Origin of the sequence: Pseudomonas donghuensis (assembly GCF_000259195.1) — a bacterium.
Classification (GTDB): domain Bacteria; phylum Pseudomonadota; class Gammaproteobacteria; order Pseudomonadales; family Pseudomonadaceae; genus Aquipseudomonas; species Aquipseudomonas donghuensis.
The window spans coordinates 75527-94910 of the sequence record NZ_JH650763.1; the positions used below are offsets into that span (position 1 = coordinate 75527).

23 protein-coding genes are annotated in these 19384 nt (G+C 63.4%); 13 read left to right on the plus strand and 10 right to left on the minus strand.

Annotated features, from left to right (window positions below; all coding sequences use genetic code 11):
• Positions 1 to 16 precede the first annotated feature (16 nt).
• Both UW3_RS0111785 and UW3_RS0111790 read right to left on the minus strand, forming a co-directional pair.
• Positions 17 to 241: a DUF1161 domain-containing protein gene (locus UW3_RS0111785; RefSeq protein ID WP_010222666.1), complete on the minus strand. Its 225-nt coding sequence runs from the start codon at positions 239 to 241 to the stop codon at positions 17 to 19.
• A 104-nt stretch (positions 242 to 345) separates the two neighbouring features.
• On the minus strand, positions 346 to 561 hold the full coding sequence (locus tag UW3_RS0111790; RefSeq protein WP_010222667.1) for a dodecin: 216 nt from the start codon (positions 559 to 561) through the stop codon (positions 346 to 348).
• Positions 562 to 714: 153 nt separating this feature from the next.
• On the opposite strand from UW3_RS0111790, the gene UW3_RS0111795 reads away from it, so the two are divergent.
• A complete protein-coding gene (locus UW3_RS0111795) occupies positions 715 to 1041 on the plus strand; it encodes an ElaB/YgaM/YqjD family protein (RefSeq protein ID WP_010222668.1) in 327 nt (108 codons plus the stop codon).
• Here the strand turns inward: UW3_RS0111795 and UW3_RS0111800 are convergent.
• Positions 1038 to 1934 (minus strand): LysR family transcriptional regulator, encoded by an 897-nt coding sequence (locus UW3_RS0111800; RefSeq protein WP_010222669.1) that lies wholly within the window; start codon positions 1932 to 1934, stop codon positions 1038 to 1040. The two genes, UW3_RS0111795 and UW3_RS0111800, sit on opposite strands and share 4 nt — an antisense overlap.
• A 109-nt stretch (positions 1935 to 2043) precedes the next feature.
• Between UW3_RS0111800 and trpB the strand changes: the two genes are divergently transcribed.
• Positions 2044 to 3261: a tryptophan synthase subunit beta gene (trpB, locus tag UW3_RS0111805; RefSeq protein ID WP_010222670.1), complete on the plus strand. Its 1218-nt coding sequence runs from the start codon at positions 2044 to 2046 to the stop codon at positions 3259 to 3261.
• Positions 3258 to 4070: a tryptophan synthase subunit alpha gene (gene trpA / locus UW3_RS0111810; RefSeq protein ID WP_010222671.1), complete on the plus strand. Its 813-nt coding sequence runs from the start codon at positions 3258 to 3260 to the stop codon at positions 4068 to 4070. Before trpB ends, trpA begins: the two co-directional genes overlap by 4 nt.
• Before the next feature lie 90 nt (positions 4071 to 4160).
• Here trpA and UW3_RS0111815 read toward each other — a convergent pair whose 3' ends face one another.
• Entirely contained in the window at positions 4161 to 4490 is a 330-nt protein-coding gene (locus tag UW3_RS0111815) for a DOPA 4,5-dioxygenase family protein (RefSeq protein ID WP_010222672.1), read from the minus strand.
• A 76-nt stretch (positions 4491 to 4566) separates the two neighbouring features.
• On the opposite strand from UW3_RS0111815, the gene UW3_RS0111820 reads away from it, so the two are divergent.
• Positions 4567 to 5184 (plus strand): NAD(P)-dependent oxidoreductase, encoded by a 618-nt coding sequence (locus UW3_RS0111820; protein ID WP_010222673.1) that lies wholly within the window; start codon positions 4567 to 4569, stop codon positions 5182 to 5184.
• 66 nt (positions 5185 to 5250) lie between these two features.
• The gene (locus UW3_RS0111825) at positions 5251 to 6822 is read left to right on the plus strand and encodes a SulP family inorganic anion transporter (protein ID WP_010222674.1); all 1572 of its coding nucleotides are present in this window, start codon (positions 5251 to 5253) and stop codon (positions 6820 to 6822) included.
• On the opposite strand, the gene aroE is transcribed toward UW3_RS0111825, so the two are convergent.
• Together aroE and hemF are read right to left on the minus strand one after the other, a co-directional pair.
• Entirely contained in the window at positions 6819 to 7643 is an 825-nt protein-coding gene (gene aroE / locus UW3_RS0111830) for a shikimate dehydrogenase (RefSeq protein ID WP_010222675.1), read from the minus strand. The two genes, UW3_RS0111825 and aroE, sit on opposite strands and share 4 nt — an antisense overlap.
• A 54-nt stretch (positions 7644 to 7697) precedes the next feature.
• On the minus strand, positions 7698 to 8624 hold the full coding sequence (hemF, locus tag UW3_RS0111835; protein WP_010222677.1) for an oxygen-dependent coproporphyrinogen oxidase: 927 nt from the start codon (positions 8622 to 8624) through the stop codon (positions 7698 to 7700).
• A 131-nt stretch (positions 8625 to 8755) separates the two neighbouring features.
• Here hemF and UW3_RS0111840 point away from each other — a divergent pair, with 131 nt between their 5' ends.
• Positions 8756 to 9733: an NADPH:quinone reductase gene (locus tag UW3_RS0111840; RefSeq protein ID WP_010222678.1), complete on the plus strand. Its 978-nt coding sequence runs from the start codon at positions 8756 to 8758 to the stop codon at positions 9731 to 9733.
• Between the two features lie 88 nt (positions 9734 to 9821).
• Here UW3_RS0111840 and tsaC read toward each other — a convergent pair whose 3' ends face one another.
• Together tsaC and dprA are read right to left on the minus strand one after the other, a co-directional pair.
• Positions 9822 to 10379, minus strand: a complete 558-nt coding sequence (tsaC, locus tag UW3_RS0111845) for an L-threonylcarbamoyladenylate synthase type 1 TsaC (RefSeq protein WP_010222680.1) — start codon at positions 10377 to 10379, stop codon at positions 9822 to 9824.
• A gap of 36 nt (positions 10380 to 10415) precedes the next feature.
• Positions 10416 to 11516, minus strand: coding sequence for a DNA-processing protein DprA (dprA, locus tag UW3_RS0111850; RefSeq protein WP_010222681.1), 1101 nt, complete (start codon positions 11514 to 11516; stop codon positions 10416 to 10418).
• A 241-nt stretch (positions 11517 to 11757) separates the two neighbouring features.
• On the opposite strand from dprA, the gene def reads away from it, so the two are divergent.
• The 5 genes from def to UW3_RS0111875 are packed head-to-tail and all read left to right on the plus strand — an operon-like array spanning position 11758 to position 16278.
• The gene (def, locus tag UW3_RS0111855) at positions 11758 to 12264 is read left to right on the plus strand and encodes a peptide deformylase (RefSeq protein ID WP_010222682.1); all 507 of its coding nucleotides are present in this window, start codon (positions 11758 to 11760) and stop codon (positions 12262 to 12264) included.
• A gap of 57 nt (positions 12265 to 12321) precedes the next feature.
• Positions 12322 to 13254, plus strand: coding sequence for a methionyl-tRNA formyltransferase (gene fmt, locus UW3_RS0111860; RefSeq protein WP_010222683.1), 933 nt, complete (start codon positions 12322 to 12324; stop codon positions 13252 to 13254).
• Positions 13251 to 14561 (plus strand): 16S rRNA (cytosine(967)-C(5))-methyltransferase RsmB, encoded by a 1311-nt coding sequence (gene rsmB / locus UW3_RS0111865; RefSeq protein ID WP_010222684.1) that lies wholly within the window; start codon positions 13251 to 13253, stop codon positions 14559 to 14561. Before fmt ends, rsmB begins: the two co-directional genes overlap by 4 nt.
• Positions 14562 to 14580: 19 nt before the next feature.
• Positions 14581 to 15954 (plus strand): Trk system potassium transporter TrkA, encoded by a 1374-nt coding sequence (gene trkA / locus UW3_RS0111870; protein ID WP_010222685.1) that lies wholly within the window; start codon positions 14581 to 14583, stop codon positions 15952 to 15954.
• 12 nt (positions 15955 to 15966) lie between these two features.
• Entirely contained in the window at positions 15967 to 16278 is a 312-nt protein-coding gene (locus UW3_RS0111875; RefSeq protein WP_010222686.1) for a tetratricopeptide repeat protein, read from the plus strand.
• Between the two features lie 93 nt (positions 16279 to 16371).
• Here the strand turns inward: UW3_RS0111875 and UW3_RS0111880 are convergent, their stop codons facing one another.
• A complete protein-coding gene (locus UW3_RS0111880) occupies positions 16372 to 17259 on the minus strand; it encodes a lysophospholipid acyltransferase (RefSeq protein ID WP_010222687.1) in 888 nt (295 codons plus the stop codon).
• Positions 17260 to 17298: 39 nt separating this feature from the next.
• Entirely contained in the window at positions 17299 to 17850 is a 552-nt protein-coding gene (locus tag UW3_RS0111885; protein WP_010222688.1) for a DNA-3-methyladenine glycosylase I, read from the minus strand.
• 82 nt (positions 17851 to 17932) lie between these two features.
• On the opposite strand from UW3_RS0111885, the gene glyQ reads away from it, so the two are divergent.
• Entirely contained in the window at positions 17933 to 18880 is a 948-nt protein-coding gene (glyQ, locus tag UW3_RS0111890; protein ID WP_010222689.1) for a glycine--tRNA ligase subunit alpha, read from the plus strand.
• A partial coding sequence (locus UW3_RS26895) for a glycine--tRNA ligase subunit beta (RefSeq protein WP_010222690.1) occupies positions 18877 to 19384 on the plus strand: 508 nt, incomplete at its 3' end. The genes glyQ and UW3_RS26895, both read left to right, overlap by 4 nt.

Below are 19384 nucleotides of genomic sequence, written 5' to 3' on the forward strand. Positions count from 1 at the left end.
GATGGCTTCAACACAGTCACCCGCGCTTGTAGACGATTTCCTTGGTGCCGCCTTCGCAGCTACCCACGACCTTGCCATCCGCGGCTGCGCCCTTATCGACGATTTCCAGGGAATAGCCGCTGACACCCTTGGCATCGAGCTTGGCGGCTATTTCAGCCTTGAGTTCTTCACACGGCTTGCCAGCAGCCAGCGCAGTACCCGCCAACGTCATCAAACCAATCGCTACTACCAACTTCTTCATCGATCGCTTTCCTTGTTCAGATCAAAATAGAGAAGGGCGCCAGGCAGGCCGGGCGCCTCAGGACTGTGTAACGCAATTGACCCGCACAAGCCAGTATCACCGCTTCAGCTGTTGACGATGCGAAAACCCACCTTGAGCGTGACCTGAAAATGCGCGGCCTTGTTGTCCTTGATATGGCCACGGGTATCGACCACCTCGAACCACTCAAGATGCTTGATGCTCTTGCCTGCCTCGGCCAGGGCGTTGTTGATCGCCTCTTCAATGGAGGTAGGCGAGGAGCCGACGAGTTCGATTTTCTTGTAGGTGTGGTGATCAGACATGGGCAATCTCCTTTTTGAATGTCAGATAGAGCCTAGCAGCGCTGGGCTGTTTTACCTGCGAAGGGTAAATGCCACTAAAAGTTCGACTGCACTTTCTCAACACCCTGTAGTCGGAATCTACACAGCTCAACTCAACCTTGAAGGAGAGTCACCATGGCCAACACCTCGCTGCGTAAAGCTTCACTGCAAAGCATGGAAGCGGAAATCGAAAGCCTGCTCAAGTCACTGGAAAGCCTCAAGGACGATGCCTCGGATGAGTCGCGCAAAACCCTGAAGGCGCTCAAGAGCAATGCCGAGAATGCCCTGCGCCATTCACGCCACCTGCTCAGCGATGCCTACGAAGAAGTCAAAACCAAAACCCGCGAGACCAGCCTGGCGACCCGCGACTATGCCCAGGAACACCCGTGGACCACCGCCGGTGTCGCTGTCGGTGCCCTCGGCTTGCTGGCGGCGTACCTGCTGTGCAGACGCGGTAACTAAGCGGCCTGGCGCGCAAGTTCCGCGCGCAACCAGCCAGCCAATTGCTCGGCGCGCCCATCTGCGGCGCGTCGCGGCACCCACAGGGCCAGCGCCGCCTGGGTTTCACAAAACCCCCAGGGCGCAGCCAGGCGCCCGCCACGCAAGTCATCAGCGACCAGCGGCTGCGGCGCTATCGCCACCCCCAGCCCCGCCACTGCCGCCTCCAACAAGTAATACAGATGCTCGAAATCCTGCCCATAGCGCAGCGCCTGGGGGTCGATACCCTGCTGCACGGCCCAGTTTGGCCAGGCTTGTGGGCGCGAGGTGGTCTGCAGCAGCGTTTCCGCCAGTAGCGCCTGCGCAGGCGCCCGCTGCAAGCGGTTGAACCCGGGAAAGTGCGGGCTGAGCACCGGGCCGATGCGCTCTTGGGCCAGCACGTGCACCTGCATATCCGCAGGCCACGGCGGCTCGGCAAACACCAGTAGCGCATCCAGCCCGGGGCGGCGCGGGTCGAGATCACCTTCACCGGCGGACAGGTGCAGGCGCAGTTCTGGCAAGTCCGCCTTGAGCCGGCCCAGTCGCGGGATAAACCAGCGCGCCAGCAGGCTGCCGGAGCAACCGAGGACAAACGGCGCATCGGCGCTGCTCTGGCTGATTTCTGCACAAACCCCGCGCAAGCGCTCAAAAGCATCGCTGCTGGCATCGCGCAGGCGCACGCCGGCATCTGTGAGTTTAAGGCCGCGTCCTTCTTTGACGAACAGCGCCACGCCAAGATGCTCTTCAAGCACCTTCAACTGGCGGCTCACTGCGCCATGAGTAACATGCAGATGCTCGGCTGCCTGGCTGACACTGTTGAGCCGGGCGGTGGCTTCAAAGGCCCGAAGGGCATTGAGGGGAGGCAGGTCCTGGCGCATAACGTGTGAGTTTTCCTGACATGTTGTCGCAATCTTATCGGTTTTCAGCTGCGCGTGTCGTGGTTAGAGTAAAGCCATTGACGACTTAACTACCGCCCTGGAGCGACCCATGACCCAGACCAACTTCCGCGCCGGCCCTGATGCCAATGGCCTGTTTGGCGCATTCGGCGGCCGCTACGTGGCAGAAACCCTGATGCCGCTGGTGCTGGACCTTGCCCGCGAGTACGAAGCGGCCAAGGCCGACCCGCAGTTCCTCGAGCAACTGGCGTACTTTCAGCGCGACTACATCGGCAGGCCCAACCCGCTGTACTTCGCCGAACGCCTGACCGAACACTGCGGTGGCGCGAAGATCTTCTTCAAGCGTGAAGAGCTCAACCACACCGGCGCGCACAAGGTGAACAACTGCATCGGCCAGGTGCTGCTGGCCAAGCGCATGGGCAAGAAACGCCTGATCGCCGAAACCGGCGCCGGCATGCACGGCGTGGCCACTGCCACCGTCGCCGCGCGTTTCGGCCTGCCTTGCGTGATCTACATGGGCGCCACCGACATCGAGCGCCAGCAGGCCAACGTGTTCCGCATGAAGTTGCTGGGCGCCGAAATCGTCCCGGTAACCGCCGGCACCGGCACCCTCAAGGACGCGATGAACGAGGCCCTGCGCGACTGGGTCACCAACGTCGACGACACCTTCTACCTGATTGGCACTGTAGCCGGCCCGCACCCGTACCCGGCAATGGTCCGCGACTTCCAATCGATCATCGGCAAAGAGACCCGCGAACAGCTGCAGGCCAAGGAAGGGCGCCTGCCCGACAGCCTGATTGCCTGCGTCGGCGGCGGCTCCAACGCCATGGGCCTGTTCCACGACTTCCTCGATGACGCCAGCGTGCAAATCATCGGCGTTGAAGCCGGGGGCCATGGCGTCGACACCGACAAGCATGCCGCCAGCCTCAACGGTGGCGTACCGGGCGTACTGCACGGCAACCGCACCTACCTGCTGCAGGATGCCGACGGCCAGATCACCGACGCCCACTCGATTTCCGCCGGCCTCGACTACCCCGGCATCGGCCCTGAACACGCCTGGTTGCACGAAGTGAAGCGGGTCGAATACGTCAGTATCACCGACGACGAAGCCCTGGCCGCGTTCCACACCACCTGCCGCCTGGAAGGCATCATTCCGGCCCTGGAAACCTCCCATGCCCTGGCCGAAGCGATCAAACGCGCGCCGACCTTGCCCAAGGATCACCTGATGGTGGTGTGCCTGTCCGGGCGCGGCGACAAAGACATGCAAACCGTGATGAGCCATATGGCTGCCCAGGAGAAACAGGCATGAGCCGTCTTGAACAACGCTTCGCCGAGCTGAAGGCCGAAGGCCGCTCGGCACTGGTCACCTTCATCACTGCTGGCGACCCAGGCTACGACGCCTCGCTGCAAATTCTAAAAGGCCTGCCCGCCGCTGGCGCCGACGTGATCGAGCTGGGCATGCCGTTCACCGACCCGATGGCCGACGGCGTGGCGATTCAGCTCGCCACCCTGCGCGCCCTGGAGGCCGGCCAGACCCTGGCAAAGACCTTGCAGATGGTGGGCGAGTTCCGCGTCGACAACCAGACCACGCCGATCGTGCTGATGGGTTACTACAACCCGATCCACCGCTTTGGCGTCGAGGCCTTCGTTGCCCAGGCCAAGGCAGTGGGCGTGGATGGCCTGATCATCGTCGACCTGCCACCGGAGCATGACGCCGAGCTGGCCACCCCGGCCCAGGCCGCGGGTATCGACTTCATCCGCCTGACCACCCCGACCACCGATGACGTGCGCCTGCCACGCGTGCTGGAGCGCAGCTCGGGCTTTGTCTACTACGTGTCGGTTGCCGGTGTGACCGGTGCCGGCTCCGCGACGACCGAACACGTCAGCAGTGCCATCGAGCGCCTGCGTCCCCACACCGACCTGCCGATCAGCGTCGGCTTCGGTATCCGCACCCCGGAGCAAGCCGCGGCAATTGCCAAACTGTCGGATGGTGTCGTGGTCGGTTCGGCGCTGGTCGACAAGATTGCCACTGCCAAGACTGCCGAGCAGGCCGTGGGTGATGTGCTTGAGCTGTGCTCGGCACTGGCCCAGGGTGTGCGAGGTGCGCGCAAGGCTTGATACCTGTGGGAGCGGGCTTGCCCCGCGATTGCGGTCCATCAGACAGATCGCAATCGCGGGGCAAGCCCGCTCCTACCCCGGAGCCGTAAACTACTTGAAGATCGAAAGATCCAAAGGCCGCACCGCCCCCATCCAGATCGCATGATCACGATGATCGGCCAATTCATCGCCGGTCAGCGGATGCAGAAACACCACCAACCCTCGGCGATACAACGCCAGCCAGGGCAACACCACCCCCACCACCTCAGGCCCGAACGCCAGTTGGCAGCTCCAGTCCGGATGCGGCCCGACCGGCTTTTTATGGCTGTGCCCCATGGTCACCGGAAACAGCCGCGCGGCTTCTTCACACAGTTGCCGGGCCTGCTCCATGGTGCTGGCGTCATAGTAGATATGGGCGTGATAGCCTTTGATCCTTTGCACGAAAACTCCTGAATTACAACGAACCCGCAGGGTCTACACGGGTCAAATGATCACCCGCTGCCAATGGAGTGATCTGGTGAAAAATGCCGAAACCCCAGCGTTCAAACTGGTCCTGCTGGGAGGTTTGAGCAGCCTGGGCAGCGCCCTGATGGCCGAATTGCTCAAGCGCCAGCATGAGGTGATCGCCGTGGTCGATAACCTCAACAGCCTGGCGCCACGCCCCGGCTTGCACTTCAAGACTGGCGGCCTGGACAACCCCGATCAGGCCGAGCAAAGCGTGGCCGGTGGCTCGGCAGTGGTCTGCCTGCTGCCTGCACTGGCGCCCGACGACTTTGCCGCACAACTGCGCATGAGCCAGGCGCTGATCGCAGGCATGACCCGCACCACTATACGCCGGCTGTTGCTGGTGGGCGATTTCAGCGTGCTCGATCAGGGCGAAGGGCACAGCGAGCAGCAACGGGCCTGTGCCGACCAGATCGTCGACCTGTTGCAACGCAGCCCGCTGCACTGGACCCTGATCAACAGTCCGCAGCAAGTCGCCGGCCTGGGCATCGAGCACTTTCACCAGACGCATGGCACCCTCGAACCCGGTCTGGCCGAACCACTGCAGCGCCTGGCACGGGTGGCAGCCGCCATGGTCGATGCCCTGGAGCTGAAACTGCACCACGGTGAGCACGTGAACTTTGTCTTCTGACACGGCTTGCACCCGAGCGTCGGACATCGCACCCTGAACAGCTTCTGCCTGCGATAGAGAGTCTTCATGGCCTGGCCTGATCGCCACCGACTGCTGCCGTTTCTCACCTGGCTGCCGCGCCAGACCCGAGCCAGCGCGCGCCGTGATCTGTTGGTGGGTCTGAGCGGGGCGATCCTGGCACTGCCACAATCGATCGCCTACGCCCTGATCGCCGGGCTGCCCGCCGAGTACGGGCTGTACGCGGCGATTGTGCCGGTGATGGTCGCCTGTTTGTGGGGTTCGTCCTGGCACCTGATCTGCGGGCCAACGGCGGCGATCTCCATCGTTCTCTACGCCAGCGTCAGCCCGCTGGCGGTCGCTGGCAGCAGCGACTACATCACCCTGATCCTGCTGCTGACCTTCCTCGCTGGGGTGTTTCAATGGTTGCTGGGGCTGCTGCGCTTTGGCGCGCTGGTCAATTTTGTCTCGCAATCGGTGGTGCTGGGCTTCACCCTGGGTGCTGCGGTGGTGATCGCGCTTGGACAACTGCCCAACTTGCTGGGGATGAACCTGCCCAGCCAGGCCACGGCCTTGAAGACCCTGCAACACCTGCTGGAGCACGCCGGGGAGGTGGATTGGCCTTCGTTATTGCTCGGCCTGGGCACTGTGCTGCTGGGTGCTGCGGTAAAGATGCTGCGCCCGCGCTGGCCCGGCCTGTTGATAACGTTGACGCTCGCCAGCTTGCTGGCCTGGTCGCTACCAGGGCTATTTGGCCATGTGCAGTTGGTACCCGGCTTCATCGGCCAGTTGCCACCGTTGAGTCCGTTGCCACTGCTGGACCTGGAATTGATCCTGCGTCTGCTGCCCAGCGCCGTGGCGGTCGGCATGCTCGGCCTGGTCACCAGCCTGTCGATTGCCCGCTCGCTGTCATCGCACTCTGAACAGCTCATCGACGCCAATCAGGAGATCCGCGCTCAGGGCCTGTCGAACATGGTCGGCGGATTCTTCTCCGGCTATCTGTCGTCCGGTTCCTTCACCCGCTCCGGGCTCAGCTATGACGCTGGCGCCCGCTCGCCCCTGGCGGGGGTGTTTGCCGCCCTGTGGGTAACCTTGTTTGCGGTGACCGGGGCGGGGTTGATCGCGCATATCCCGATCCCGGCCATGGCTGGCAGTATCCTGCTGATCTGCTGGGGCCTGGTTGATCATCGGGCGATACGTGCGCTATTCCGGGTCAGCCGTTCGGAATTCCTGGTCATGGCCCTGACGGGCGCCGCCACCTTGTTGCTGGAACTGCAAACGGCCATCTACGCCGGGGTGCTGGCGTCGCTGTTCTTTTACCTCAAGCGCACCTCGCGACCACGGGTACAGCAGTCCCGGGAGGGCGATGCCGATGTACTGCGTGTAGGCGGTTCAATCTTCTTTGGCGCCAGTCATTACCTGCAGGTACGCCTGCAACGCTGCCAGGGCCCGCAGGTGGTGATCGATGCGCGGCAGATCAATTTCATCGACTATTCCGGGGTCGACATGCTGCACCGCGAGGCACGACGGCTAGGTCGCGCAGGCGGCAGCCTGACGCTGCAACGGGCGCGCCCGCAAGTGATCGAGGAATTGCACAAACTCGAAGGGGCAGCGAACTGCCCGATCCGCTTCGAGGATTAGCCGCGCGCCAGTTGGCGGCGCAATTCGTTCAGCACCGGGGCGGTGTCGGGACGCACGCCACGCCAGATGAAGAACGCCTCGGCGGCCTGTTCGGCGAGCATGCCCAGGCCATCCAGGACCTTGGCGGCCTTGTGCTCGCTGGCCCAACGGCAGAAAGGCGTCGGCTCCTTGCCATACATCATGTCGTAGCACACGGTGTTACCCGGCTCGATCAGGCTGGCGGAGATGGGCGGCAGCTCACCGGCAAGGCTGGCAGAAGTCGCATTGATGATCAGGTCGACCGGCTCTTCAAGCCAGTCGAAACCGCTGGCAGCCACCGGCCCCAGGTCGGCGAACTCACGGGCCAGTTGTTCGGCTTTTTCCACCGTGCGGTTGGCGATCACCAGCGATGCCGGGTTGTGTGCCAGCAACGGCTCCAGCACCCCGCGCACGGCCCCGCCGGCGCCGAGCAGCAGGATGCGTTTGCCGGTCAGTTGCACACCGGCATTGACGGTAAGATCGCGGACCAACCCGGCGCCATCGGTGTTATCGCCCTGCAGGCTGCCGTCGACCAGCTTGCTCAGGGTGTTCACCGCCCCGGCGCGCTTGGCCCGCGGCGTCAGGCTATCGACCAGGCGATAGGCTTCTTCCTTGAACGGCACAGTGACGTTGGCACCCAGGCCCTGCTTGAAAAAGCCCTGGGCACACATGCTGAAATCATCCAGCGGCGCCAGCAAGGTGCTGTATTCCAACTGCTGGCCGGTCTGGTCGGCGAACAGACGGTGGATCAGCGGCGACTTGCTGTGGCCGATCGGGTTGCCGAATACAACGTACTGGTCCATTCACGCGGTTCCTGGGTCAAGGCCGGGCAGGCCCGGAAAGTTATCCACAGCAGCTCAATGGCTGGTCTTGGCCTCGCCAAGCCAGTCACGGTCCTGCAGGAAATACTCGGTCAGGCGCGCTTCTTCGCTGCCTGGCGCGGCCTTCCAATCGTACCCCCAACGCACGTGCGGTGGCAGCGACATCAGGATCGATTCGGTGCGCCCGCCCGATTGCAGGCCGAACAGGGTGCCACGGTCGTAGACCAGGTTGAACTCGACATAACGGCCACGACGGTATTCCTGGAACTCACGCTGCTCGGCGGTATAGGGCTGATCCTTGCGGCGCTGGACGATCGGCAGGTAAGCCTCGACATAGGCATCGCCAATGGCACGGATGAAGGCAAAGCAGGTATCGAAGTCCCACTCGTTCAGGTCATCGAAGAACAGGCCGCCAATACCCCGTGGTTCGCCGCGGTGCTTGAGGTGGAAGTAGCGGTCGCACCAGGCCTTGTAACGCGGATAGACGTCGGCACCGAAAGGCGCACAGGCGCGCTCGGCAACCCGGTGCCAGTGCACGCAGTCTTCTTCGTTACCGTAGTAGGGCGTCAGGTCAAAGCCACCGCCGAACCACCAGACGGCTTCTTCACCTTCTTTCTCGGCAATGAAGAAACGCACGTTGGCGTGTGAGGTCGGTATATGCGGGTTATGCGGGTGAATCACCAACGACACGCCCAACGCTTCGAAGCCACGCCCGGCCAGCTCCGGCCGGTGGGCACTGGCCGATGGCGGCAGGCCGCTGCCGAAAACGTGAGAGAAGTTCACCCCACCTTTCTCGATGACCTTGCCATCACCGATCACCCGGGTCCGCCCACCGCCGCCGGCCTCGCGCGTCCAGGCATCCTCGACAAAGCGGGCACCACCGTCTTCGTTTTCGAGGGCGGTGCAGATACGGTCTTGCAGGTCGAGCAGGTAGGCTTTCACGGCCTCGGTGCGGCTAGTCATCAGGTCACCTGGAAGCGGGCTAAGGCAAATTCGGCGCGTAGCATACCACCGGCGGCAGGCTGGCCGCAGTTGACGGCGATCAAGCAAAGGCGTCCGATAGGGGTTTTCCCGGTACCTTCAGGAGAGTGCAGATGGCCAAGCGTATCCAGTTCAGCCAGCATGGCGGCCCCGAAGTCCTCACCCTGGTCGACTTCGAGCCGGCGACGCCCGGCCCGCAGCAAGTTCGCGTGCGTAACCAGGCAATCGGCCTGAACTTCATCGATACCTACTTTCGCAGCGGCCTCTATGCGCCGCCATCGCTGCCCTCGGGCCTGGGCACTGAAGGCGCCGGGGTGGTCGAGGCAGTGGGTGAGCAGGTCTCTGGGCTGAAAATCGGCGACCGCGTCGCCTATGCCGGCGGCCCGCTGGGTGCCTACAGCGAAGTGCATGTGCTGCCTGAAGCCAATCTGGTCAAGCTCCCCGACAGCATCAGCTTTGAGCAAGCGGCGGCAGTGATGCTCAAGGGCCTGACCGTGCAGTACCTGCTCAAGCAGACCTACGCGGTGCAGCCGGGCGATACCATTTTGTTCCATGCCGCCGCCGGGGGCGTCGGCTCGCTGGCCTGCCAATGGGCCAAGGCATTGGGAGCCAGGTTGATCGGTACGGTCAGCAGTGCCGAGAAGGCTGAACGGGCCAAGGCCCTGGGTGCCTGGGCAACCATTGATTACAGCCGCGAAGACGTGGTCCAGCGGGTACTGGAACTGACCGACGGAAAGAAATGCCCGGTGGTGTACGACGGCGTTGGCCAGGACACCTGGCTGACCTCGCTGGACTGCCTGGCACCGCGCGGGTTGATGGTCAGCTTCGGCAATGCCTCTGGCGCGGTGAGCGGCGTCAACCTTGGCATCCTGGCGCAGAAGGGCTCGCTGTATGTCACCCGGCCAACCCTGGCCAGCTACGCCAACAATGCACAAAACACCCAGGCGATGGCGGATGACCTGTTTGCGATGATCACCAGCGGCAAGTTGACTGTGGATATCCAGCAACGCTATCCACTGAGCGAGGCGGCCAAGGCGCAGAGCGAGCTGTCGGCGCGCAGGACGGTGGGGTCGACGGTGTTGCTGCCTTGAATCGGTGATGAATTCATCGCCGGCAAGGCCGGCTCCCACAGGGCTCTCGGTAAATCTTGTGGGAGCTGGCTGGCCAGCGATCAGGGCATCAACCGGCCCGCACAACCTCGCCGGTCACCAGGTCACGAATCACACTCGGATTACGCCGCCCACCCAAGGCGCCACCGAGCACCATGTCCAACTGCCCACGGAAGTACTGCTCGACCCGCAAGCGGGTCTTGGCGGCTGGGCGGCCTTGCGGGTTGGCCGACGTGGAAATCAGCGGCCCGACCAGCGCGCACAAGTCGCGTACCACCGGATGATCGCTGACGCGCAGGGCCACTGTGTCATGCACCCCGGTAATCCACTCTGGGAGCAGGTTCTGATGCGGCACCAGCCAGGTGTTCGGTCCCGGCCAGGTCGCAGACATGCGGTCCAGCCAGGTTTCGGGGAAATCCTCGAAAAGGAAGTCGAACTGGCGGATATTATCGGCGATCAGGATTAATCCCTTGTCGACCGAGCGCGACTTGATTGCCAGCAGGCGATCCACCGCTTCTTCGTTCCACGGGTCACAGCCCAGGCCCCAGACCGCCTCGGTCGGGTAGGCAATCACCGCACCGGCCCGAATTTCACGCGCGGCTTGTTGCACACGCCAACTGCTCACCATTGCTTTCACTCCGCATAAAGGCAGATAGCAGTGTACTTAGCCAGGCCGGGCAAACCAACGCCCAGCTTCATTGCAGACGCTGCCCGCCAGCTCCAGCTCAGTCAGCGCCGCCAACACCCTGGGCAACGGCCAGCCACTGCTGCTGGCCAGCCCCTCGGTGGTTTGCGGCGCAGCCAGCAACAGATCGACCAGTTCATGGCGGGGGGTGGCGGCCGCCTGCAAGGGCGGCAAGCGCTGCCAACCCTGCAAGGTCTCGACGATCTGGTCGACGGTTTCCACCAGCAAGGCGCCATCGCGGATCAACTGGTGACAACCCTTGGACCCTGGGTGATGAATCGAGCCTGGAATCGCATACACCTCCCGGCCTTGCTCGGCGGCCAAGCGGGCGGTGGTCAGCGAGCCACTGGCAAGACTCGCCTCGACCACCAGCACGCCCAGTGACAGGCCGCTGATGATCCGGTTACGCCGGGGAAAGTTGCTGGCTGTCGGCCCGGCATCCAGCGGAAACTCGGAAATCACCGCGCTGCCTTGCGCGATCATTGCGGCCGCCAGCGCCCTGTGACGCTGTGGATAAAGTTTTTGCAGCCCGGTACCCAACACGCCGATGGTCTGCCCGCCAGCATCCAGGGCAGCCTGATGCGCGGCGCCATCGACCCCCAGGGCCAGGCCGCTGGTAATGACAAAACCACCCCGGGAAAGACTGCGAGAGAAAGCCGCAGCGGTATCCAGCGCCGGCCTGGAAGCCCGGCGACTGCCGACGATCGCCAGCTGTGGTTTTTCCAGGATGGCCGGGTTGCCGGCAATGAACAGCAGCGGCGGGGCGTCCCCCAGTTCGGCCAGCAAGCCAGGGTAGCAGGGCTCGTCCCACATCAACAAATGCTGGTCACAAGCCTCTAGCCAGCGCATTGCAGCCGCCGCGCCATCGCGCACGCCAAGGCTGCGCCGGGCATCGCTGCTCTCTGCCGGTACCTGCAGCGCGCGCCAGGCCGAGGCCGGCGCGCTGAGTGCCGCCGAGGCATTGCCGAAGGCCTGGATAAGGGTGTGAAAACGCCGCGGCCCCAGGGACGGCAGCAAATGAAGACGCAAGCGCGCTTCGAGTTCGGCGGGTGAACACGCCGACGATAAGGGTTGCGACATAACGATCATCCTTGATCGGGCAGCCCGGGTCTGCCGTGAAGAAGCTGTGGATAACTCTGTTGATAATACTTTGACAACCGGTTGAAGGATTTCCCTCAAGGGTATTCCTTCAGGCTTGCAGGCACGGGTGCGAAAGCCCCCTGAAACCTTAGCTGACCTTTGCCAGGTGCCGAATGCGCCGAATCCCTTTATTATGTGTACTCATGTTTGTAATTCATCGCACAGTGCAGCTCATACGCTTATGGCCATTCTGAACATCCTCGAATTCCCGGACCCGCGCCTTCGTACCATCGCCAAACCGGTGAGCGAAGTCGACGACGGCGTTCGCCAGTTGATCGATGACATGTTTGAAACCATGTACGAAGCCCCTGGCATCGGTCTCGCCGCCACCCAGATCAACGTGCACAAGCGCATCGTGGTCATGGACCTGAGCGAGGATCGCAGCGAGCCACGGGTGTTCATCAACCCCGAGCTCGAGATGCTGACCGACGAAATGGATCAGTACCAGGAAGGCTGCCTGTCGGTGCCCGGCTTCTACGAGAACGTCGATCGCCCGATACGGGTCAAGGTCAAGGCGCTGGATCGCGACGGCAAGCCGTACGAGCTGGTCGCCGAAGGCCTGCTGGCAGTGTGCATCCAGCATGAGTGCGACCACCTCAACGGCAAGCTGTTCGTTGACTACCTGTCGACGCTCAAACGCGACCGAATCAAGAAGAAGCTGGAAAAACAGCATCGCCAGCAAGCTTGATCTCCTCTTCCCAAAGGCTTGCTCCGGCAAGCCTTTTTCTTTTTAAGCGAGAACTCCATGCGCATTGTCTTCGCAGGCACCCCAGAGTTTGCCGCCGAACACCTCAAGGCCCTGATCGACAGCCCCTATGACGTGGTGGCGGTTTACACCCAGCCGGACCGCCCGGCCGGGCGTGGGCAAAAACTGATGCCAAGCGCGGTCAAGCAACTGGCTGTGGATAACGGCATCCAGGTCCTGCAACCGCCGACCCTGCGCAACGCCGAGGCGCAAGCGGAACTGGCAGCCCTGCAACCGGACCTGATGGTGGTGGTCGCCTACGGCCTGATCCTGCCGCAGGCGGTGCTGGATATTCCGCGCCTGGGCTGCATCAACAGTCACGCTTCGCTGCTGCCTCGCTGGCGTGGCGCCGCGCCGATCCAACGTGCGATCGAAGCCGGCGACAGCGAAAGCGGCGTCACCGTAATGCGGATGGAAGCAGGCCTGGACACCGGGCCGATGCTGCTCAAGGTCAGCACCCCGATCAGTGCCAGCGACACCGGCGGCACCTTGCACGATCGCCTGGCCGAAATGGGCCCACCAGCCGTACTCGAGGCCGTTGCCGGTCTTGCTGCTGGCACCTTGCAGGGTGAAGTTCAGGACGACAGCCTGGCCACTTATGCACACAAGCTGAACAAGGACGAAGCGCGCCTGGACTGGAGCCGCCCGGCGGTTGAGCTGGAGCGCCTGATTCGCGCCTTCAACCCGTGGCCGATCTGCCACAGCACCCTCAACGGGGAAGCGGTGAAGGTCCTCGCTGCGAACTTATCCACAGGCTCGGGCGCCCCGGGTGAAATTCTCTCTGCCAGCAAGGACGGGCTGATCGTCGCCTGCGGTGAACAGGCGCTGTGCCTGACCCGTCTGCAGTTGCCTGGCGGCAAGGCACTGAACTTCAGCGACCTGTTCAACAGCCGCCGCGAAAAATTCGCCACCGGCACGGTGCTTGGCCAATGAATCCACGTCTGGCAGCCGCCCGCGCCCTGGCGGCAGTACTCAGTGGCAAGGCGTCGCTGAACAGCTCGCTGCCAAGCCAGCTGGACAAGGTCGAAGCACGTGACCGCGGCCTGACCCAGGACCTGGCCTTCGGCACCGCGCGCTGGCAACCACGCCTGTCGGCCCTGGCCGAGCGCCTGTTGCAGAAGCCGTTCAAGGCCGCCGATGCCGACGTCGAGGCGCTGCTGCTGGTCGGTCTGTACCAACTGCTCTACACGCGCGTCCCCGCGCACGCCGCCATCGGCGAAACCGTAGGCTGTGCCGAGAAACTGAAAAAGCCCTGGGCCAAGGGCTTGCTCAACGCCGTATTGCGCCGTGCGCAACGGGAAAGCAGCGAGATCTTCGCCGAACTCGAACGCGACCCGGTCGTACGCACCGCGCACCCGCGCTGGCTGCAAAAGTCGCTCAAGGCCTTCTGGCCCGAGCATTGGGAAGCCATCTGCGCCGCCAACAACGCCCATCCGCCGATGATCCTGCGGGTCAACCGCCGCCATCACAGCCGCGATGCCTACCTCGAACTGCTGCGTGAAGCCGGCCTTGAAGCGGCGCCCTGCCAGTTCAGCGGCGACGGCATCCTGCTCGCCGAAGCCTGCGATGTCCGCGGCCTGCCCGGTTTCGACCAGGGCTGGATCAGCGTCCAGGACGAAGCCGCACAACTGGCCGCCGACCTGCTCGACCTGGCCCCCGGCCAGCGCGTGCTCGACGCCTGCTGCGCCCCGGGTGGCAAGACCTGCCACCTGCTGGAAGCCCAAGCCGGGCTCGATGCCGTCGTTGCCATTGACCTGGAAGCCAAACGCCTGACCCGCGTGCGCGAGAACCTCGATCGCCTCGGCCTCGACGCCCAGTTGATCGCCTGCGACGCCCGCGACACCGCCAGCTGGTGGGACGGCAAGGGCTTCCAGCGCATCCTGCTCGACGCGCCGTGCTCAGCCACCGGGGTGATCCGCCGCCATCCTGACATCAAGCTGACCCGCCAGGCCGACGACATCGCCGCCCTGGCCAGCCTGCAAGGCGAGCTGCTCGATGCCCTGTGGCCAACCCTCGAGGTCGGCGGCATCCTGCTCTACGCCACCTGCTCGACCCTGCCGACGGAAAACACCGAAGTGATCGAGGCGTTCCTCGCCCGCACCCCCGGTGCGCGTGAGCTGGACCTGGCGACCCAGGCCGGTATCCGCCAGCCCCATGGCCGCCAGCTGCTGGCCCAGGAAGGCGGGCACGACGGCTTCTACTATGCCAAGCTGATCAAAATCGCCGCCGCGCGCGGATAACAAGAGAAGGGAACAGCGGATGAAGATCATCATCCTCGGCGCAGGGCAGGTCGGCGGTACGCTGGCTGAACACCTGGCCAGCGAAGCCAACGACATCACCGTGGTCGACACCGATGGCGACCGTCTGCGCGACCTCGGCGACCGCCTGGACATCCGCACCGTGCAAGGCCGCGCCTCCTTTCCAACCGTGCTGCGCCAGGCCGGTGCCGATGACGCCGACATGCTGGTGGCGGTGACCAACAGCGACGAGACCAACATGGTCGCCTGTCAGGTTGCCCATACCCTGTTCCACACCCCGACCAAGATCGCCCGGGTGCGCGAATCGGCCTACCTGACTCGCGCCGGCCTGTTCGACAACGACGCCATTCCGGTCGACGTGCTGATCAGCCCCGAGCAGGTGGTCACCCACTACATCAAGCGCCTGATCGAACACCCCGGCGCCCTGCAGGTGATCGACTTCGCCGAAGGCAAAGCCCAGCTGGTAGCGGTCAAGGCCTACTACGGCGGGCCGCTGGTAGGCCAGCAACTGCGCCAGATCCGCGCGCACATGCCCAATGTCGACACCCGCGTGGCGGCGATCTTTCGCCGTGACCGGCCGATCCTGCCGCAGGGCGACACGGTTATCGAAGCCGACGACGAAGTGTTCTTCATCGCCGCCAAGGCGCACATCCGTGCGGTGATGGGCGAGCTGCGGCGCATCGACGAGACCAACAAGCGCGTAGTCATCGCGGGCGGCGGGCAGATCGGCGAACGCCTGGCCGAGGCCATCGAAAGCCGCTACCAGGTGAAAATCATCGAGATGAACCCGGCCCGTTGCCGGCACCTGTCCGACACCCTGGAAAGCACCGTGGTACTGCAGGGCAGCGCCTCGGACCGTGACCTGATGCTGGAAGAGAACATTGCCGAAGCCGACATCTTCCTGGCCCTGACCAACGATGATGAAGCCAACATCATGTCCTCGCTGCTGGCCAAGCGCCTGGGCGCGCGCAAGGTGATGACCATCATCAACAACCCGGCCTATGTCGACCTGGTCCAGGGTGGCGAAATCGACATCGCCATCAGCCCGCAGCTGGCCACCATCGGCACCCTGCTGGCCCACGTGCGCCGCGGCGATATCGTCAGCGTGCACTCGCTGCGCCGGGGTGCGGCCGAGGCCATCGAGGCCATTGCCCACGGTGACTCGAAGTCGAGCAAGGTAATCGGCAAGGCCATCGAAGACATCGCCCTGCCACCGGGCACCACCATCGGCGCGATCATCCGCGACGAAGAAGTACTGATCGCCCATGACGACACGGTGATTGAAGCCGGCGACCACGTGATCCTCTTCGTTGTGGATAAAAAGTACATCCGTGACGTCGAGAAGCTGTTCCATGTAGGGTTGAGCTTCTTCTAAGGGGGGCCTGGAATGCGCGAATCACTGGAAAAGATGCTGGCCAAGGGTGTGGATAACGCCCTGTTGCGTTTCGGCCTGGGCAAGGCCTGGCTCGATGAGGGCAATGGCGCCGAGGCGGCCGTGCACTTGCAGCGCTGCGTCGAGCACGACCCGAAGTACTCGGCGGCGTGGAAGCTGCTGGGCAAGGCGCATCAGCTACAGGGTGACCTGGCGGCGGCGCGCAAGGCCTGGGAGCAGGGGCTGGAAGCGGCTCGCGCGCATGGCGACAAGCAGGCCGAGAAAGAGATGACGGTATTTCTGAAGAAGCTCGACAGGGCTGTTTAGGACCGCTTCGCGGTCCATCGCCGGCAACGCCGGCTCCCACAACTGATGGCCAAACTCGATCCTGTGGGAGCTGGCTTGCCAGCGATAGGGCCCTCAATACCAGCGTGACTCACCCGCCGGGCGCTTCTTGAAGCGCTTCATGCTCCACATGTATTGGCTCGGATACGCCCGCACATAGCGCTCGACCACCTGGCTCATGGCCGCCGCCGAGGTTTCGGTGTCTTCGCTGTACATCGCCTCGGGCGCCGCTTCCAGAATGACCTTGAAACCGGAACCGTCCGGCAGGCGCAGGGCATGCAGGAACACCCCGACCGCCTTGCCGCCCGCGAGCATGTTCGGCACGAACTTGCTGGTCAGTGCCTTGGTGGCAAAGAATGGCACGAAGATGCCCGCCGATTCGGCCGGCTCCGGGTCGGCGGGAATCCCCACCTGACCGCCTTTGCGCACTTCCTTGATGATGCTCAGGATGCCTTCCTTGGTCGACGCCGCCACGCGGTTGCCCAGTTGCACGCGCTGTTCGCGCAGCAGGTCATCGACCGCCTTGAGCTTGGGCGGGCGGTAGAAAATGATCGGTTTGCACTGGCTGCAATAGAAGTGGTTGAGCACTTCCCAGTTACCCAGGTGGCTGGTAATGCCGACCACGCCCTTGCCCGAAGCCAGGGCAGCTTCAAGCACTTCCAGGCCTTCGACCTCACGCACCAGGTCGAGCGAGCGCTGGGCCGGCCAGATCCAGGCGCAGGCACTCTCGGTGAAGGATTTGCCGATGTCCATCAGGGTCCGGCCCACCAGTCGCTCACGGGCAACCGGGTCCATTTCCGGGAAGCATTTGGCCAGGTTGATGCGCACCACGTTGCGCGAACTGTTCGGCACCTTCCACATGATCCAGCCGATGGCCGCGCCGACCCGCTGTACCGCGCCCCAAGGGAGCTTGGCAAACAACCGCAACGCCCCGACCATCAAGGCGCCCTTGAATTTATCCACAGGCTGGTTCCTCTTTCTACAAGCCGGCCATTGTAACCCTCAGCGCAGCAGAGCGGCGTAGCGATCACAATCGGTGGTGTGGTCCATGACCATGCCGGTGGCCTGCATGAAGGCGTAGCAGATGGTCGGGCCGACAAAGGTGAAACCGGCTTTCTGCAAGGCCTTGCTCATTGCCGTGGCTTCCTCGGTGACTGCTGGCACCTCGCTACGCTGAACGAAATGATTGATTTTCGGCGCACCGCCGACGAACGACCAAAGCCAATCAGCGGGGTGTTCCAGCTCCAGCCAGGCCCGCGCATTGCGCCGTGCGGCATTGAGCTTGAGGCGGTTGCGGATGATGCCCGGGTCGAGCATGCGCTCCTCGATTTCTTCATCGCTCATCTGCGCCAGGCGCTGCGGGTCAAAGCCGAACAGTACCTGGCGGTAGCGTTCGCGCTTTTTCAGCACGGTGATCCACGACAACCCGGCCTGGAAGCCTTCCAGCAGCAACATCTCGAACAGCTGGCGCGGATCACGCTGCGGCGTGCCCCACTCCTGGTCGTGGTAAGCCTGGTAAAGCGGATCGTCGGTACACCAAAAGCAACGTGGCATAAGGCTCCAAGGGTAGAGGCCTGCGCGAATCGGGTTATACTCCCGCTCTTTATATTCGCAGCCCTAGAAACAGGTGAATTTCGTGAGCCAGCCTACGCCAGCCGTGCGTACCTTCCAAGACTTGATCCTCGCCCTGCAGAACTACTGGGCCGAGCAAGGTTGTGTGGTGCTTCAGCCCTACGATATGGAAGTAGGCGCCGGCACTTTCCATACTGCCACGTTCCTGCGCGCCATCGGCCCGGAAACTTGGAACGCCGCCTATGTGCAGCCTAGCCGTCGTCCGGCGGATGGCCGTTATGGCGAAAACCCGAACCGCCTGCAGCACTACTATCAGTTCCAGGTGGTGCTCAAGCCGAACCCGGCGAACTTCCAGGAACTGTACCTGGGCTCGCTGAAAGCCATTGGCCTCGACCCGCTGGTGCACGACATCCGTTTCGTCGAAGACAACTGGGAATCGCCGACCCTCGGCGCCTGGGGCCTGGGTTGGGAAATCTGGCTCAACGGCATGGAAGTCACCCAGTTCACCTACTTCCAGCAAGTAGGCGGCATCGAGTGCTTCCCGGTCACCGGTGAAATCACCTACGGCCTGGAACGCCTGGCCATGTACCTGCAGGGCGTTGATTCGGTCTACGACCTGATCTGGACCGACGGCCCATTCGGCAAGGTGACCTACGGCGACGTGTTCCACCAGAACGAAGTGGAGCAGTCGACCTACAACTTCGAGCACGCCAACGTCGAGAAGCTGTTCGAGCTGTTCGACTTCTACGAGAGCGAAGCCAACCGCCTGATCGAGCTGGAGCTGCCGCTGCCGACCTATGAAATGGTCCTCAAGGCCTCGCATACCTTCAACCTGCTCGATGCCCGTCGCGCCATCTCGGTGACCGAGCGTCAGCGTTACATCCTGCGTGTACGGACCCTGGCCCGCGCCGTGGCCCAGAGTTACCTGCAAGCCCGCGCCAAGCTGGGCTTCCCGATGGCGTCCCCTGAATTGCGTGATGAAGTGTTGGCTAAGCTGGAGGCTGCACAATGAGTGCTCAAGATTTCCTGGTTGAACTGGGCACCGAAGAACTGCCACCCAAGGCCCTGAGCAGCCTTGCTGATGCCTTCCTCGCCGGTATCGAAAAAGGCCTGCAGGCCGCAGGCCTGAACTACACCGACAAGCAGGTGTTCGCCGCGCCGCGCCGCCTGGCCGTACTGATCCGCAACCTCGACACCCAGCAGCCGGACCGCAGCGTCAACCTTGACGGCCCGCCACGCCAGGCGGCCTTCGACGCTGAAGGCAACCCGACCCAGGCCGCCCTGGGCTTTGCCAAGAAGTGCGGGGTAGAGCTGTCGGATATCGACCAGAGCGGCGCCAAGCTGCGCTTCTCCCAGCACATCCCGGGCAAGGCCACCGCCAGCCTGCTGCCAACCATCGTCGAAGACTCGCTCAACGACCTGCCGATCCCCAAGCGCATGCGCTGGGGTGCACGCAAGGAAGAGTTCGTGCGTCCGACCCAGTGGCTGGGCATGCTGCTCGGGGACGACGTGGGCG